This window comes from Pseudoalteromonas luteoviolacea CPMOR-1 (assembly GCF_001625685.1).
Classification (GTDB): Bacteria; Pseudomonadota; Gammaproteobacteria; order Enterobacterales; family Alteromonadaceae; genus Pseudoalteromonas; species Pseudoalteromonas luteoviolacea_K.
This window is the reverse complement of the sequence record NZ_AUYC01000040.1, coordinates 1-15,772: the sequence shown is the minus strand read 5'-3', so window position 1 is coordinate 15,772 and position 15,772 is coordinate 1. Positions and strand designations below refer to the sequence as shown.

13 protein-coding genes and 9 tRNA genes are annotated in these 15,772 nt (G+C 43.0%); 11 read left to right on the top strand and 11 right to left on the bottom strand.

Annotated elements, in window-relative coordinates:
* Window positions 1-69: 69 nt before the first annotated feature.
* Window positions 70-339, top strand: a complete 270-nt coding sequence (locus N473_RS18110; protein WP_063369140.1) for a hypothetical protein — start codon at window positions 70-72, stop codon at window positions 337-339.
* A gap of 54 nt (window positions 340-393) precedes the next feature.
* Here the strand turns inward: N473_RS18110 and N473_RS18105 are convergent, their stop codons facing one another.
* Both N473_RS18105 and cysZ read right to left on the bottom strand, forming a co-directional pair.
* Window positions 394-1,608, bottom strand: coding sequence for a glycerophosphodiester phosphodiesterase family protein (locus N473_RS18105; RefSeq protein ID WP_063369139.1), 1,215 nt, complete (start codon window positions 1,606-1,608; stop codon window positions 394-396).
* A gap of 64 nt (window positions 1,609-1,672) precedes the next feature.
* Window positions 1,673-2,398, bottom strand: a complete 726-nt coding sequence (gene cysZ, locus N473_RS18100; protein WP_063369138.1) for a sulfate transporter CysZ — start codon at window positions 2,396-2,398, stop codon at window positions 1,673-1,675.
* Window positions 2,399-2,630: 232 nt separating this feature from the next.
* On the opposite strand from cysZ, the gene N473_RS18095 reads away from it, so the two are divergent.
* Together N473_RS18095 and N473_RS18090 are read left to right on the top strand one after the other, a co-directional pair.
* On the top strand, window positions 2,631-2,903 hold the full coding sequence (locus N473_RS18095) for a hypothetical protein (RefSeq protein WP_063369137.1): 273 nt from the start codon (window positions 2,631-2,633) through the stop codon (window positions 2,901-2,903).
* Between the two features lie 52 nt (window positions 2,904-2,955).
* Window positions 2,956-3,543 (top strand): hypothetical protein, encoded by a 588-nt coding sequence (locus tag N473_RS18090; RefSeq protein ID WP_063369136.1) that lies wholly within the window; start codon window positions 2,956-2,958, stop codon window positions 3,541-3,543.
* 73 nt (window positions 3,544-3,616) lie between these two features.
* Here the strand turns inward: N473_RS18090 and N473_RS18085 are convergent, their stop codons facing one another.
* Window positions 3,617-3,910 (bottom strand): hypothetical protein, encoded by a 294-nt coding sequence (locus tag N473_RS18085; RefSeq protein ID WP_063369135.1) that lies wholly within the window; start codon window positions 3,908-3,910, stop codon window positions 3,617-3,619.
* Window positions 3,911-4,125: 215 nt separating this feature from the next.
* Between N473_RS18085 and N473_RS18080 the strand changes: the two genes are divergently transcribed.
* The 6 genes from N473_RS18080 to msrB all read left to right on the top strand — a co-directional run bounded on the left by N473_RS18080 (window position 4,126) and on the right by msrB (window position 12,402).
* Window positions 4,126-4,857, top strand: coding sequence for a TrmH family RNA methyltransferase (locus N473_RS18080; protein WP_063369134.1), 732 nt, complete (start codon window positions 4,126-4,128; stop codon window positions 4,855-4,857).
* A 43-nt stretch (window positions 4,858-4,900) separates the two neighbouring features.
* Window positions 4,901-8,290 (top strand): chromosome segregation SMC family protein, encoded by a 3,390-nt coding sequence (locus N473_RS18075; RefSeq protein WP_063369133.1) that lies wholly within the window; start codon window positions 4,901-4,903, stop codon window positions 8,288-8,290.
* An 18-nt stretch (window positions 8,291-8,308) separates the two neighbouring features.
* On the top strand, window positions 8,309-9,022 hold the full coding sequence (gene zipA / locus N473_RS18070) for a cell division protein ZipA (protein WP_063369132.1): 714 nt from the start codon (window positions 8,309-8,311) through the stop codon (window positions 9,020-9,022).
* A gap of 96 nt (window positions 9,023-9,118) precedes the next feature.
* On the top strand, window positions 9,119-11,140 hold the full coding sequence (ligA, locus tag N473_RS18065; RefSeq protein WP_063369131.1) for an NAD-dependent DNA ligase LigA: 2,022 nt from the start codon (window positions 9,119-9,121) through the stop codon (window positions 11,138-11,140).
* Window positions 11,141-11,211: 71 nt separating this feature from the next.
* Window positions 11,212-11,685, top strand: coding sequence for a DUF2919 domain-containing protein (locus N473_RS18060; protein ID WP_063369154.1), 474 nt, complete (start codon window positions 11,212-11,214; stop codon window positions 11,683-11,685).
* A gap of 264 nt (window positions 11,686-11,949) precedes the next feature.
* Entirely contained in the window at window positions 11,950-12,402 is a 453-nt protein-coding gene (gene msrB / locus N473_RS18055; RefSeq protein ID WP_063369130.1) for a peptide-methionine (R)-S-oxide reductase MsrB, read from the top strand.
* Between the two features lie 41 nt (window positions 12,403-12,443).
* Here msrB and N473_RS18050 read toward each other — a convergent pair whose 3' ends face one another.
* From N473_RS18050 to N473_RS18015, 8 genes are all read right to left on the bottom strand, one after another.
* A complete protein-coding gene (locus N473_RS18050; RefSeq protein WP_039608417.1) occupies window positions 12,444-14,072 on the bottom strand; it encodes a response regulator in 1,629 nt (542 codons plus the stop codon).
* A gap of 130 nt (window positions 14,073-14,202) precedes the next feature.
* A tRNA-Val gene (locus tag N473_RS18045) sits at window positions 14,203-14,278 on the bottom strand.
* A 15-nt stretch (window positions 14,279-14,293) separates the two neighbouring features.
* Window positions 14,294-14,369: transfer RNA gene (locus N473_RS18040), tRNA-Val, on the bottom strand.
* Window positions 14,370-14,385: 16 nt separating this feature from the next.
* Window positions 14,386-14,461 (bottom strand) — tRNA-Val (locus N473_RS18035).
* 44 nt (window positions 14,462-14,505) lie between these two features.
* Window positions 14,506-14,581: transfer RNA gene (locus N473_RS18030), tRNA-Val, on the bottom strand.
* Window positions 14,582-14,596: 15 nt separating this feature from the next.
* Window positions 14,597-14,672 (bottom strand) — tRNA-Val (locus N473_RS18025).
* A 16-nt stretch (window positions 14,673-14,688) separates the two neighbouring features.
* A tRNA-Val gene (locus N473_RS18020) sits at window positions 14,689-14,764 on the bottom strand.
* An 18-nt stretch (window positions 14,765-14,782) separates the two neighbouring features.
* Window positions 14,783-14,858 (bottom strand) — tRNA-Val (locus N473_RS18015).
* Between the two features lie 563 nt (window positions 14,859-15,421).
* On the opposite strand from N473_RS18015, the gene N473_RS18010 reads away from it, so the two are divergent.
* Together N473_RS18010 and N473_RS18005 are read left to right on the top strand one after the other, a co-directional pair.
* Window positions 15,422-15,497 (top strand) — tRNA-Ala (locus tag N473_RS18010).
* A 72-nt stretch (window positions 15,498-15,569) separates the two neighbouring features.
* A tRNA-Glu gene (locus N473_RS18005) sits at window positions 15,570-15,645 on the top strand.
* The last annotated feature ends 127 nt before the right edge of the window (window positions 15,646-15,772 follow it).

The window sequence follows — 15,772 nt, the reverse complement described above, 5'->3', positions numbered from 1 at the left end:
TTTATTGTATAAGTTGCTGAACTTTAATTGGTTTGTAGTATTTGAGGCGATTTTAATTAGGAGTTAAAAATGTTAAATCTTAAAAAACGTAAATTAAAAGCGCTTTCTCAAGATGCTGCCGTTATCCCATCAAAGATGACCAACCATATCGGTGGCGCAGATGGTGCGTATGTCAATTTGGGTGGCGATCATATCGGCACAGTGACGCCACATGGCACGATTATTCAGACAGGTCCAACAGATCCAGATGGTCCTTACACTGGCACAATCACAAATCCAGGTACCATCACTGGGCCAATCACAGGCCCTGGCACGATCGGTACAAGCAAGTACTTCTAAGCGTGTTGTAACAGGTGCGATGTGCAAAGTAGATTGCACATCGCACTGAAAGGGTTAATACAGGTTCATACAGTTTGCATAAAATGTGGTGGTCGCAGGCCAGTCGCTAAAGACGCCCTTAACGCCAACGTGTTTTGCCAGTACATCCAATACGGTATAGACGTCGCCTTCATTTTTGATTGCGTCATTGATCCCTTGGTAATACCATCCCCCGTTTTGGGAAATTAAGCCTGAACGTTCAAGTGTCCAAGTGATAATATCTAAATTTGCTGCACTGGCTGCTTTTGCATAGGGTGAGGGGATAAGTTTACCTGTTTCGTCTAATGTTAATAACACCCACAGTGGCGGCGCGATAATATTCACTCCACTGGCTTTGATTTCATCCATGCTTGGTTGCCAACTCAAAGGGTTATTAGGGTCAAAATTCTCATCACTGTAGCGCCCATCCAAATATACCCCTTGTCTACCGAAGCGTGTTTGATGTCGCCAATATTGTACATCTTCAATGTTGAATGATTGAGGGAATACTTTACGAGGAGAGACGCCTGCCAAGCGATACTCATTAATCATTTTCTGTGCATAATCTTGCTGAGTCATCCCGTTAAATGGCATATCGACCGCTGGGGCTTTTAATTCTGGTGTCATTTTGACTCGCAAAGACTTAAACAACTCAATACTTTGCGCGTGTGTCATTAAAGTCCCTGAAGCAGAATATAAGTCTGTTCGCCAATTGGCAGTCCCTTTAACGTACTCTTGAGGTGACTGTGCGTTTGGATTGGCCCCATCCATTTTACCTTTAAGTTGCATAAATTCATTGAGCGTTAAATCTGACGTACAGCATTTCGCGCTGGCAGGTGCGCCAGTCTCTGGGTTTGCAGGTGTAAAAGGTTGGCTACATTTTGCGGCAAGCTCGGGGCGCAGCAAAATGTCGGTACTGGTGTGCAAGTCGCACTGTGCATGGCGACAAACGAGTTCTTTATCTTTGGTAAATGTAACATCACATTCAAGGATACCCGCTCCCATGCGCGCAGCTGCTAGATATGATTCTTTGGTATGTTCAGGAAATTGTGTAGGCGCACCACGGTGGCCAATAGAAAAGTCACTTTTAAATACGGGCCTATTCATACATCGTGATAGTTTTGTTTTTAAAGCGCTAGGGGCCATTTGATCGACTAAATAAAATGGTCGAGGGCCTAGCTGTGCAGTGGCCTGTGAATAGGCACTGCATAGCAGTGCCCCAGTAAGTACGATAGTAGTTAAAAATTGCATAACGTCCCAGTAAGGTTGTTTTTTTAACTATTATCGGTATGAATTATGACGTTTGTATGAGCCGTTAGCGGTAGTTACCGCGATAATTTTCTACCCAGAGCTTGGTTGCGCCACACACTGCTGCAGGCATCACTATGAGGTTAACAAACGGGATGGCTGTAAGCACAAAAACAGCAAAACCAAATCCATATGAAAGCCCTTGCTGGCCTTTAAGATCTTGCTTCATTTGCGTGAAGCTAATCTTGTGGTTATCAAACGGGTAATCATTATATTGCACGTTGTACATCCAGCAGGTAAATAGGATCCACAGAATTTGTCCTATTACGGGTAACATCCACAACATTAAAAAGAAAATAATGGCGCGAGGCAGGTAGTAACAGAGTTTAGTCCACTCCCGACCCAGCATACGCGGCACATCTTTGACGATATCAGCAAAACCATCGTCATTGATCGGCTGGCCTGTTAGATGTAATTCTACTTTTTCAGACAATAAGCCGTTGAAAGGTGCAGCGATAAAATTAGTAATCACTGTAAATACCATGCTGTAGCTGAACAAAATAATTAAAATGGCCAGTGGCCAAAGTAACCATTCGAGCCAGCTGAGCCAGCTTGGTAAGGCGCTGCTTAAGTATTCAAACCCTTGTGTTAACCAGTCAAACAAGAAAAAAAGCGAGCCGCCAAATAAAACGATGTTGATCAAAAGCGGAATAAAGACGAATCGTTTTAATCCTTTTTGGCCAAGCATTGAGAAGCCAGCGATAAAGTACTCCATCCCTTTGGTAATTTGCATAAGTAAACTCTAAATTGGGAACAGTTAACGCTTATTATAATCGTTATTGTCATTTTAGTGAGTGATTTTTTCGTCTCATTGAATTACGTCAAAAGCTTGATTTTCTTGGTCTCATGAACTTATGTCACACTCTCTTACAATTATCTTAGGTACATATTCGCCCCCTCCCCCTTGTAAACGGTTAGGTGAGTCCATACACTAATTATTAGATTCTTATGGAGAAAAAAATAGCATGCGCGTCTTTCATCTATTGTTTGCAGTCAGCTTAGCAACGTTACTTTGTGTAACGGCGGCGGGTGCGCATGCAGCAGAAGAAAGACAACAGGTTGTAGAGCTTATTGCCGATTTAGACATTCAGTTTTTAGATGTCGATATTGATGAAGCTTTGCCGTTTGTTGCATCAAAAAGTACTCAGCTTGATGCGCAACAGATCCAGGCTGTTTTTTCTGCCACCTTTAACTCTCAACCGCAAAGTACTCGAATTCGCGCGCCTCCAGCTTATTAATCCCCTTTTAAAACAACATTATTAATTCTAATTAATCGTCGTGAGGTGGATCATGAGCTTTTATCATGCACTAAAAACAGCAGCCGTTGACGAGGGCGCTGTCATTAACAATACATTTAATGTCGTCACTACCAATACTCAAACATTTGAACAGCTTCCAGCAGAGCAGTTTCTCCGACCATTGCCAGCAATACATATTGATGTTGATGCGTGTTTGGACGATGCAACTCTGGTATTAAACAAAACGCATCAGTCGGTGGCTTTAGTTATGAGTTCAGCGAATGAGCCTGTGGGGTTAATCGCATTGGCCCAACTGGGTAGCCGTAACGTGCTAGAAAAGGCGCAAACCATGGGCTTGAGTCGCAGTGAGCTGATGGTCGCTGACATGATGGTACCGATGACTTCGCTCAGACAAATATCGACAGCACAGGTGGTTGACGCGCATGTAGGTGATATCAAGGCGACGATTGAAGCGGATGGTCTATCTTATTTGTTTGTGCAAAATAGCCAGAAAAAAGCAGTGGGCTATTTCGATATTATCGATCTGGTTAAGAGCAGTAATGGCGTGATTTCAACCTTGAAGCCGAGTCATGATTTTAAAGATGTGGTTGCACAAATCCTGCACAATAAAGAAATGTAACAGTTCCCCCAAAGTTAATGTAAATTAAAGCCAAGGCATCTTAATGATGCCTTTTTTATTGCCTTTTTGTTGGCTAAGGCAGTTTGACATTATGGCGCTTGGCATACCAATAAAATAATGGCAACTCGATGATGGTAAAGCTCACTAAGGTAAACCATGCCCAGTTAACTTCAAAAAAGAACAAAGTGAATTCGACACCAGTCGCAAAATAAACCGATCCTGCAACACCTAAAGAGACCATTGAAGCAATAAAATCCTGAGCAGAGATCTTTTTAAAGTCATTTCCCGCATATGCTGGATATATCGCAAAATAAGCAATAAAGAGGATGACAACATTTAAAAGAATTACGTGAAGCTCTGCGGACATAACGGCGTCTCAACTAGGGGTTGGTGAGGGTGATATCAAACGGTATCACATGAATATTGTGCCGCTATTGTAATCACTCTTTTCACTGAGTGCAAAGTAAGCTGCGTGTGATTATTTTGCTCATTTGTAGTGCATCCTACCTCGTCTTGGGCAATTACACTGCCTTTTATTCTATATTGTGTATATACTTCGCTCCTTAACCAAATGAGGTGTGTATGCTGTCTAAAAATCAACAAAAACTTGTTCGCGCTCTGGCACAAAAAAAATACCGTAAACAACATGGTCTGTATCTTGTTCAAGGTGAAAAAAATGTCTTGGAATTATTGCAAGCAGGTGTTGAAGTACAGCAGGTATTTGCCACGCCACAATTTATCAGCACGCATCAAACAGCCTTAAAGCAGTGCTCAGTTACTGAATGTGATGAGCAATCACTCAGTAAGGTGAGCACCTTAGTGAGTAATAATGCCGCGCTTGCCATAGTGCCTATTCCTGAAACGAAAGACATTGATAACAGCGGTCTTGTGTTAGCGCTTGATGGAGTATCGGATCCGGGTAATCTAGGGACGATCATTCGTTTAGCGGATTGGTATGGGCTTAAGCAAGTGGTGGTCAGTGAAGATTGTGCGGATCACTTAAATCCAAAAGTGATCAGTGCCACAATGGGCTCTTTTGTCCGAGTAAATGTGGTTAGGACTGATTTAAACCAGTTTTTAAGTCAGTATGATGGGCCGATTTATGGTGCTTATCTAGATGGACAAAGTGTGCATAAAACAACATTCTCAGTTCAAGGAGTGTTGGTGATGGGCAGCGAATCACACGGGATCCGTGAGCAAGCAGGGCAGTACGTTAACCAACCGATTACGATCCCCGCATATGGACAAGCAGAGTCACTGAATGTAGCGATGGCCACGGGGATCATACTTGATAACTTTCGCCGCTCAATTTAATGTTCAACTGTTACTGTAGTAATAAAAATAAACAACTCTGTCTATGCGTTTAAGTCACATTAAGCTCGCCGGATTTAAATCCTTTGTAGAGCCAACTAAGATCCCATTTCCTGATCAAATGACCTGTGTGGTTGGGCCAAATGGCTGTGGCAAATCTAATGTTATTGATGCGGTACGCTGGGTATTAGGTGAAAGTTCAGCTAAGAACTTACGCGGTGATGCGATGACAGATGTTATCTTCAATGGCTCGACAAATCGCAAAGCCATTTCACAAGCTTCTGTCGAGCTGATGTTTGATAATACCCGAGGGACATTACCTGGTTCGCTGGCAGACAGAAATCAAATCTCTATCAAACGCTTAGTGACCCGAGACGGTCAATCTTTGTATTTTTTAAACGGCAGTAAGTGCCGTCGTCGCGATATTACGGATATTTTCCTGGGCACAGGATTGGGACCTCGTAGTTACTCGATTATAGAGCAAGGCATGATTTCGCGGCTTATCGAAAGTAAGCCACATGAACTGAGAGTCTTTTTAGAAGAGGCGGCCGGAGTCTCCAAATACAAAGAACGTAGACGAGAAACACAAACGCGAATAAAGAGCACGCGAGATAATCTTGAGCGTTTATTGGATATGCGTAAAGAGTTGCAATCGCAGCTTGATAGGTTGGCCCAGCAAGCGGAAGCCGCAAGAAAGTATAAGGAATTAAAAGCCAAAGAACGAACCTTAAAAGGTCAATTGGCAGTGTTAAAGTGGCAGGACTTTAACGATAAACTGCAACAAAAAGTGCAGCAAATTGCTAAATTAGATGAAAAACTACAGTTTTTAGAACAAGCCCATGGTGGGCAAAGTGATGTGGTAGCAAGCTTTGAGCAGCAAGTGACTCATCTTAGCGATGCCCTCAATGTATTGCAGCAAGCTTTACATAAAACACATACCGAGCTGACCCGAGCTGAACAGCAAAAAATTCATCTTACAGAAAAGCGGGTTGAATTGGGCGAAGCAAAAGTAAAATTACAATCGGAGCATGGCAAGGCACAAGCTCTGTTGAGTGAGCAACAAGCTAGTTGTACTTTGCATCAGCAAAAGTGCGAAGATGCGGCCGAGCGCTTAGTACTTGTAGAGGCTGAGCTTGAAGAGCGAATGGCGTTGTATGAGCAAAATCAGCAATTAAATAATGACGTTGAAGACACACTAAAAGTACTCATCGAGCAAGAGGCAAAGGTAAAAGAGCAACATGCAGACAGTAATGTCGCTTTGCAACAGGCAAAGCAAAGGCAGCTTCATGTTGAAGAGCGTCATGCTAGTTTGGTGCTCGATAGTGAGACACTATCGACGCAAGATAGTAGCGAGTTATTAGCGCAAGAAAGCGCAAAGCAACAGTCACTGCTTAAAGAGATGGCGAGCTTGCAAAGCCAAGCACAAAAATTGGTAGAACAACGCCAAAATAGCGATAAGCAAGTGCAGCAAAGTGAAAATAGTGTTCAATCTGCGCAGCAGCAGTTAGTGCAAAGTACCGCAGAGCGCGACACATTGATTTCATTGTTAGGTGAAGTTGAGGCGGCTCAACAGCCTTCTTTTTTGGCTCAATTAAAAGTGAAAGAAGGGTTTGCTGACATAGTTGAAAGCGCGCTACTGGGTCTCAATGGGTTGTCATTGAGTGAGGCGCCTAAGAGTGCTGGAATTTGGGCTCATACACAGGCACTTGAGCCACACAGTGTTGCTCAATTTATAGAGTCTGGTATTTTCCCCAGCGTGTTAAATCATATCAAATGGTTGGCTTCATCTAGGGTGTTTACTTCAGATGCACACTTTATCTTAGCCATTGATGATATGGGATGCGTGTATGGTGATAATTTTAAAATGCCGCGCGCTGAGGGGAGCGCGAGCCAGCTGGCAAACTATCAAAAGCTGGATAACTTGAATGTTGATTTACCTAAATTGCAAGCGGCTTTTGATAACGCCGAGAAAGATAAAGCACGCTCTATTGCCAAGCACACTGAGCTTGAAACGGCGATTGAACACAATAAGCAAGCAGTGCACGGTGTAGCACAGCAAGTTGCTGCTAATAAAAGTCGTTTAGAGGTATTAGAACTGCAGCAGCAAGGGTGGCAAGCGCAATCTGATAAGCTCGCTGAAGAGTTGACAAACATCCGACAAGAAATCACATCCGCGCAAACGCTTGTGCAGCAGTGTGTGACAAGTCATCAACAAGTGACTGAACAGCTAGAGGGGTTACAAACAGAATTAGCTGAAAAAAAACTGCGCGTAGAGGCGAACAAACAGAAAATACAAGCGACACTCGTCGGTAAAACTCAAGCACAAGAGCAAGTGCATCTGGCAAAGTTAGCGTTACAGCAAGCGCAAAGTGATCAACAGATAAGTGCGACAAAGACTCAGCATTTGAAAGAGAGTATGCAGCAGTGTGTGGTTGCGTTAGAAGCCAATGCCGAGCAGTTAATGCAACTAGAGGCACCGCTATTAGAAACGCAAACCCAGATAACGACATTATTGACCATGCATCAGACACAGCAACAAAAACTGACAGATATGGAGCAAGAGGTTACAAAGGCAAAAACACAGTTATCTGAAAAGCAAAGCAGTGTGCAGGATGCTCAAGCAAATAGTTTGAAGCTCAAAGAGCAAAAACAGCAGCTACAATTACAAGAACAAAGTTTAGTTGTTAAAGCTCAAGCCGCACTTGAGCCGCTGTTAGAGCTTAAACAAACGTTAAAAGGTGTGTTGGCTACATTGGATGAAAAGTTAAGTGTTGGCGTGTATCAAAGTCAGCTAACAGCCACGGTACAAAAGTTATCGATGTTAGGCGCGGTCAATTTGGCTGCCATTGAAGAGTTTGATGAAGCACTGGCACGAAAAACGTATCTTGATACGCAGTTAGATGACTTAACTGCGGCATTGGAAACCCTTGAAAATGCCATAAGAAAGATCGATAGGGAGACCAAAACACGTTTTCGAGCGACTTTTGATCAGGTAAACCGTGATTTGGGAGAGTTGTTTCCGAAAGTGTTTGGCGGAGGCAATGCCTACTTAGAGCTCACTAGTGATGATTTACTGGAAAGTGGTGTTACTATAATGGCAAGGCCACCGGGTAAGAAAAACTCGACAATTCATCTGTTAAGTGGTGGAGAAAAAGCGCTGACCGCATTATCATTGGTATTTTCTATCTTCAGATTAAATCCAGCCCCTTTTTGTATGTTGGATGAAGTAGATGCACCGCTAGACGATGCTAATGTTGGACGTTTTTGTCGTCTCGTAGAAGAAATGTCTCAGGCGGTACAGTTTATTTATATTAGCCACAATAAAGTGGCGATGGAAATGGCCGCAAGGCTGACGGGGGTGACTATGGCGGAACCAGGCGTTTCTCGTGTAGTTGCTGTAGATATAGAACAAGCAGTGCAGATGGCACATACATAACAAAAGTAAAGGTGAACAATGGCCACAGAATTAAGATGGGCATTAATCGTGATCAGTGCGTTGATCATAGGTGGGCTACTGATACATGGGCTATGGTCTGTTAGAAAAAAAGAAGACAAAAACGATCGTAGACAAGACTTATCAACTGCGAACGAGGACCCTAAGCCAAAAGAGCCTGAACTAAGCGATATGAGCTTTGCTGCTGTAGAGGAAGAAGCACACCCGAGTACGGTTGACACAGAGCAAACGGACGCCCAGTCACAGCCTGCAGAACCGCAAAGTGCTGAGTCATCAAGCCACAGTGCGCAAGCGGCACCAGAGCCGCAAGATTTTATTATTTTACACATCCAAATGCCTGAAGGGCTAACCATGGCGGGCTCTAAGTTACTGCCAAGTGTATTAAGTCTTGGTTTTAAATACTCTGAAGAGGGCTTTTTTAATCGCCATTTAGAATCTTCTGGTAATGGTCCGGTTCTGTTTAGGTTAGTCAATATGTATAACCCTGGCACATTTGATATTGATAACATGGAGCAATTTAGCACAGCCGGCGTGAGCTTGTTTATGACCTTACCCTGTGAGGGCGACAGCATGGCTGCGTTTAACATGTTGCATGGTGCGGCGAAAAAGTTATCTGATGAGTTTGGCGCGCAAGTATTAGACAGCAATCGCGAACCGTTGACCGTTGATACCATTCGCACGTATGTCGAAAAAGTACGTGAATTTGCAGCTTAAGTTTTAAATGCAAGATGACCCGAGTATCGGGTAACAAAAAAGATAGAGTAAGCCACTGGTACGGACCGGTGGCTTTTGTTTTATTAAGAGGTTGAAATGTCGGAATCTATCAGCAATAGAATCAATGAATTAAAAGCACAACTGGAAGAGCATAATTACAAATATTATGTATTGGATATGCCTACCGTGCCGGATGCCGAATATGATAGGTTAATGCGTGAACTCACTGATTTGGAAATGGCGAATCCAGCGCTGTTGACAGTTGATTCTCCATCGCAGAAAGTGGGGGGAGTCGCACTGAGCAAATTTGATCAGGTGACACACAAAGTACCGATGTTATCTTTAGACAATGCCTTTGATGAGGTTGAATTTAACGCATTTAATCGTCGTATAAAAGAACGCTTGTTGGCATCCAGTGAATTGGCATTTTGCTGTGAACCGAAGCTAGATGGTCTGGCGGTGTCTATTTTATATCGTGATGGCATACTGGTTCAAGCCGCCACCCGTGGTGATGGCCAAGTAGGCGAAAACATCACAGAAAATGTAAAAACCATTCGCAATATTCCACTGCGCTTACGAGGTGATAACATCCCTGCGGAGGTTGAAGTACGCGGTGAGGTCTTTATGGATAAAGCTGGTTTTGAAAGACTCAATGAAACAGCATTAGCCAAAGATGAAAAAACGTTTGCCAACCCAAGAAATGCTGCAGCAGGCAGTTTACGCCAATTAGATTCTAAGATCACCGCAAAGCGACCTTTGATGTTTTATGCCTACTCAATGGGCACAGTAGAAGGCGCTGAACTTGCTGAGACACATTATGGTCAGTTAGAACAATTGAAACAGTGGGGCTTACCCATGTGTCCTGAAACGAAGCGTGTTGACGGGGTATCGGAAGCCTTAGCTTATTATCAAGATATCTTAACGCGTCGAGATGCATTGAGTTATGAAATTGATGGTGTGGTGATTAAAGTCGATGATAAGCAACAACAAGCGCAACTGGGTTTTGTTGCCCGCGCACCTCGTTGGGCAATTGCATTTAAATTTCCTGCACAAGAAGAAATTACTCAATTACTGGATGTCGAATTCCAAGTTGGACGCACAGGGGCTGTGACCCCAGTTGCTAGACTTGAGCCTATTTTTGTGGGCGGTGTGACCGTATCGAATGCGACTTTGCATAACCAAGATGAAATTGATCGACTTGGGATCAAAGTGAAAGATCATGTCATTATTCGCCGGGCTGGGGATGTTATTCCTCAGATCACACAGGTTGTACTAGATAAGCGACCCGAAGAGGCTTACGACATTGAGTTTCCCAAAACGTGTCCAGTGTGTGACTCTCACGTAGAACGTGTAGAGGGAGAGGCTGTAGCGCGTTGTACTGGTGGTTTAGTTTGCCAAGCGCAGAGAAAAGAAGCAATCAAGCATTTTTCATCGCGAAAAGCGTTAGATATCGATGGGCTTGGCGATAAGATTGTTGAGCAGCTGGTGGACAGGGAGTTAATCAAAACGCCAGCAGAGCTATTTAAGTTGCGTCAAGGCCATTTCGAGTCGCTAGAGCGGATGGGGCCTAAGTCAGCTAAAAACTTAGTCAATGCACTAGAAGTTGGTAAACAGACTACATTGGCAAAGTTTTTATATGCGCTAGGCATTAGAGAAGTGGGTGAGGCGACAGCACAAAATCTCGCTAATCATTACTTAACACTTGAAAATGTGATGAATGCCTCCATTGAAAGTTTACAAGAAGTGAGTGATGTTGGTGTTATTGTGGCACACAATATCCATGCGTTTTTTGGTGAACAGCATAATCAACAGGTCGTTGCTGAGCTTCAAGACGTGGGGGTTCACTGGTCTGATATTGAAGCACCGACTGAGCAGTCACAGCCGCTTGAAGGCCTAACTTATGTATTAACCGGGACTTTGAACCAGTTAAATCGTAACGATGCAAAAGCGAGATTACAAGCATTAGGGGCAAAGGTTGCTGGCAGTGTGTCAAAAAACACGCATGCTTTGGTCGCGGGTGAAAAGGCCGGTTCTAAACTAACAAAAGCACAAGACTTAGGTGTTGAAGTCATGGATGAGGCTGCTTTAATCGCCTTATTTGAACAACACCAGAGTTAAATAATAATTATAAGGCTCCTTACAAAGAGGAGCCAATACGTCGTATTTGAGAGGACAATGTGAGTAAGTTAATAGGTCGGTTTGGGCCTGAATATTGGGATAAATATGGGGTCTATCGTACGCCGCTTGGATTCAATTTAGCCTTACTCGTATTGCTTCGTCCCTTCCTTGTTTGGTTGATGTCAGCACTGACGTGGCGACCAGACCTTGACATTATGAGTGTGTTCTTCCCTTCTAAGAGCAATTTTTTGGTGGCCATAGGTATTGCGGCAATTGCGTTGTTACCCGCTGTTGTATTCTCTATGCGCCGGCCTACGAGTTCACAAAAGTGGGGGCGTATATGGCGTCATATGCGCTGGCCAATGTTGTTGGCTGCCGTCTTAGATTGTGGCTGGTTAATTATGCAAGCAGCCAGTAATCACTATCAATTTTCATTCTATCTTGCCGGCCAAATTGTCTTAGTGTCTTGGGTAATCTTATACCTGATCAACAGTCGTTATTTAACCTGTTTTTTTGGCGACTGGCCGGAACCAGATGCAAAATAGCTTGACGAGAAAGCGCCCAGGCGCCTAAATGATATTGGGGTGTTTTATCTATCTGTTGTGACCTAATTAAACGGTTAATTCGTATCAGGCCTTGAACTTCAAAATTAAGTCCGTAACGAATTCATTTTATTTGCGTTAAGGCACTGACTGACCTAGTTGTGTCATCAATGGGGTGTAAGCTTCAAGTGTACTGCCGCGGTGATAGATGAGATAGTTATTATTATCTTCTAATAATAAAAATTAAACTAGTTTGGGAATATCAACATGTTACTTTGGAAAGATATACTTACGTGGGCGAACGAAGGTAACCCAGCTCCACCCAGAAAAGTCGAAAAAAGTCTAATGCAATGGCAGGCTTTGCTCGAACCGTCTGTGTTTCATATTACTCGAAATAAAGGCACTGAGCGTCCATTTAGTTCTGAATCATGCAGTTTGTTTGAGCCTGGACAATATGAATGTGCCTGTTGTGGTGAGCTGTTATTCGATGCGCAAGAGAAGTTTGAAAGTGGCTCTGGTTGGCCGTCATTTACTCAGCCTGCCAGTAAAAATGCCATCGCCTACCATGCGGATACAACTCATGGCATGACCAGAGTAGAAATTGTCTGCAATGTATGTGATGCGCATTTAGGTCATGTTTTCCCTGATGGCCCTAAACCGAGCGGTTTGCGTTATTGTGTTAACGCACTGGCTATGGTCAAACAAGAAACAGTTACTTAACGCAAGCAAATATGGCGCATATAATTGGGGGATACCCCTGTTTATTGCGCTAATCCCATTTCCCTCATTTGTGCCATAAGTTTATCGAAGCGTACTTCTTGATCAGGGTCGAGCTCAGCATTTTGTAAGACTTTTAAACACTTTTTGGCAAGGTTAGTATTAAACGTAATACCTTTTTTCCCTGTTGCATCAGCAAGACATTGTAGTAGGTTTAAGGCGATACTGGCATTTTTTGGCATCACTCTAAAAGCTTGAGAAAACGCCTCTAAGGCGACATCAAGTTGACCTTTATTAAACTGTTTCACTGCGTGGTTATTAAGCTCTTTGGGACCCATAGTTATGTCTTTTCGTTCGTCATGCTGCTGTTGTAAATAATGCATCATAACGGGGTCTTCTTGGCTTTGGTGGCGTTCACAGTGCTCAATTATCTGGCCAAATAGCGCTTGTGCTTTATGCTGAAAGCCTAATTCATGAAATGCCTTAGCTTTATCTAAAGCAGCGTCTACAGAGCGGATCTGAGGCTCATCATCGAGTTGTTCCATCAATTGGCGTGCTTTTTTATGCTCGTCTTTGAGGTAATGTAAGCGGGCATGTAGCACGTCCATTTGAGTTTGATTGATGGCGTGAGGGAATTGCTTTTTTAAATCGTTTAAATATTGCTGTGTTTGACGCGTAATTTTATTGATTTGCTCATGCTGATCGGTTGCCAATGCGAAGTCTATACCGGCCCTTGCTGCATTTAAATACACCTCAGGGCTATCGTGAATCGAGTATCTGGCAAAGCTGGCAATTTCTTTTTGCGCATTGTAACTGCATTCGTAATCATGATTAATCATCGCAACGGTACTTAAAGACTTTTGCCGAGAGAGGTTTCTTGGGGCAATTTGCGATGCTTCATGTAATGCTTTTTGGGCGTGTTCAAATTGGTTTAATTTAATTTCTAACCGCCCGAGTAGATCCAATGCAGCAAGTCGAGTCTCACTTTTTTCTATCAACCCCTTTAATAGTTTTTGTGCCGTCAAGTCTTCATTGTTAGCAATGAGGGCTTCAACTAAGCCTAGTTTGGCCCAAGTAAATTTTTGCAAATCTAACGCTGATTTATAAAACTGTTTCGCTTCCTCAAACCGTTTGAGTTTGAGTAGCATTTCGCCTTTTAATTTAAGCAACATGACTGAGTAGCTTGTCTGCTGCCCATCTAGTTCAGCATTGATAAACTTGAGTGCTTTGGAGTAGTTCTGATCGTCGATTAAGGTATAGAGCTTCTTTAGGCTTTGCTTTCTTTTGAGTACTCGTTCGATCCTTGATTGTAGATCTTTGATGGTAAATGGCTTAACCAAAAAGTCATCGGGTTGCAGCTCAACAACGCTATGAACCAGCTCGGGACTTGTTTCAGCTGACGTAAAAATAAAACCAGTGCTGCGTTTGATCAATCGTTTTTTTAGCAGTTCTTCATATAGTTGATAGCCGTTTTGTCTTTTACTTAAGTCGAAAGAGCAGATGATTAAATCAAACTTAGTGGTCTCACAGGTTTCTTTTGCAACGATTGCTGATTCTGCGACAAATATATTGCGATAGGCTAAACGTTCTAATGATTGCTTCAAATAGCTGAGCGCGAGCGGTTGTTCTTCCACAATTAAAATTTTTGAATTAACAAATGGTTGAACGGCCATATCAGTATCAGGGTGTTACCAACAATAATTTTAGTCTAGTCGTTTCTTCAAACTTTTAAAACAGTCTGAGATAGAACTTAAAATACAATTCAAGAAGAAAAACGTGGTTTAAAAGAAAGAGAAGTAAGAATGGTGGGTTGTACTGGACTTGAACCAGTGACCCTCGCCTTGTAAGGGCGATGCTCTCCCAACTGAGCTAACAACCCGGGATAAGTGTAATTTGGTGGGTGATACTGGACTTGAACCAGTGACCCTCGCCTTGTAAGGGCGATGCTCTCCCAACTGAGCTAATCACCCAAATTACAGTCTATATTGGTGGGTTGTACTGGACTTGAACCAGTGACCCTCGCCTTGTAAGGGCGATGCTCTCCCAACTGAGCTAACAACCCAATATAGATTATGGATATTATCCAACCGCAATGCGGATTTTAAATGGTGGGTTGTACTGGACTTGAACCAGTGACCCTCGCCTTGTAAGGGCGATGCTCTCCCAACTGAGCTAACAACCCGGGATAAGTGTAATTTGGTGGGTGATACTGGACTTGAACCAGTGACCCTCGCCTTGTAAGGGCGATGCTCTCCCAACTGAGCTAATCACCCAAATTACAGTCTATATTGGTGGGTTGTACTGGACTTGAACCAGTGACCCTCGCCTTGTAAGGGCGATGCTCTCCCAACTGAGCTAACAACCCAATATAGATTTTTAGATATGGTGGGTTGTACTGGACTTGAACCAGTGACCCTCGCCTTGTAAGGGCGATGCTCTCCCAACTGAGCTAACAACCCATATCTAAACTTTACAACAAACATTGTGTATAACACCGCGTTGCTGTGGGGCGCTATTATAGGGAGCCAAGCAAAGGAGTCAATACTTAAAAATGAAATTTTCGTTTGCTTGCTGTATTTATAGGCAAATTAATCCAATTACAATAGTTCTTCATTATAAGGAGTTTAAATGACAGAAGTTGAAAACCTTCAACGTTCTGATTTTTTATCATCGTGACATGCTATTTCTCTTAGCTTTTGTGTTCAACAAATGCTGTTAAGGCGGTGTAGTAGTAATTGTTGCTTTTTAAACAATTTATTGAGAGTTAGGCCAGTGAAAAAGTGAAAACCTGTCACAGTCGTTAATTAGAGTAGGGAAGGGAGGGGTAAATCAGTACAAAAATCAAACTAAAACAAAAGGTTTGTTTGAATTTAAGGAGGGTTTTGTTTATATTGTGTCCTCTTGGGTGCTTTTTAAGGCAATTAGAAAAAACTTAATTAAAAATTGTTGACTTTATTTTCCTGCCTGCATAGAATGCGCACCGCACTCAGCGATGCACAGTGATGAATTTACTGTATGCAAAGGGGCTATAGCTCAGCTGGGAGAGCGCCTCGCTGGCAGCGAGGAGGTCGACGGTTCGATCCCGTCTAGCTCCACCAAGCACATCGTTGAACGAAAGTCCTAGTGACATCAATTAGTTTTAAACTTCGAATGTTTAAAATTAATATAGTGTCCCCTTCGTCTAGAGGCCTAGGACACCGCCCTTTCACGGCGGTAACAGGGGTTCGAATCCCCTAGGGGACGCCACTTACTTAGGTAAGTAACAAAAACTCATATGGTGAGAGTCTAAATAACCAGTCCTAGTGACACAAAACTGTTTTGTTATAATGAAGTTCGGTCTATTCGACCTTCACGCTAACAAAAAATTATTGAA

Coding starts and splice junctions, on each gene's coding strand:
- N473_RS18110 (WP_063369140.1), top strand. CDS start 70: ATGTTAAATCTTAAAAAACGTAAATTAAAAGCGCTTTCTCAAGATGCT.
- N473_RS18105 (WP_063369139.1), bottom strand. CDS start 1,608: ATGCAATTTTTAACTACTATCGTACTTACTGGGGCACTGCTATGCAGT.
- cysZ (WP_063369138.1), bottom strand. CDS start 2,398: ATGCAAATTACCAAAGGGATGGAGTACTTTATCGCTGGCTTCTCAATG.
- N473_RS18095 (WP_063369137.1), top strand. CDS start 2,631: ATGCGCGTCTTTCATCTATTGTTTGCAGTCAGCTTAGCAACGTTACTT.
- N473_RS18090 (WP_063369136.1), top strand. CDS start 2,956: ATGAGCTTTTATCATGCACTAAAAACAGCAGCCGTTGACGAGGGCGCT.
- N473_RS18085 (WP_063369135.1), bottom strand. CDS start 3,910: ATGTCCGCAGAGCTTCACGTAATTCTTTTAAATGTTGTCATCCTCTTT.
- N473_RS18080 (WP_063369134.1), top strand. CDS start 4,126: ATGCTGTCTAAAAATCAACAAAAACTTGTTCGCGCTCTGGCACAAAAA.
- N473_RS18075 (WP_063369133.1), top strand. CDS start 4,901: ATGCGTTTAAGTCACATTAAGCTCGCCGGATTTAAATCCTTTGTAGAG.
- zipA (WP_063369132.1), top strand. CDS start 8,309: ATGGCCACAGAATTAAGATGGGCATTAATCGTGATCAGTGCGTTGATC.
- ligA (WP_063369131.1), top strand. CDS start 9,119: ATGTCGGAATCTATCAGCAATAGAATCAATGAATTAAAAGCACAACTG.
- msrB (WP_063369130.1), top strand. CDS start 11,950: ATGTTACTTTGGAAAGATATACTTACGTGGGCGAACGAAGGTAACCCA.
- N473_RS18050 (WP_039608417.1), bottom strand. CDS start 14,072: ATGGCCGTTCAACCATTTGTTAATTCAAAAATTTTAATTGTGGAAGAA.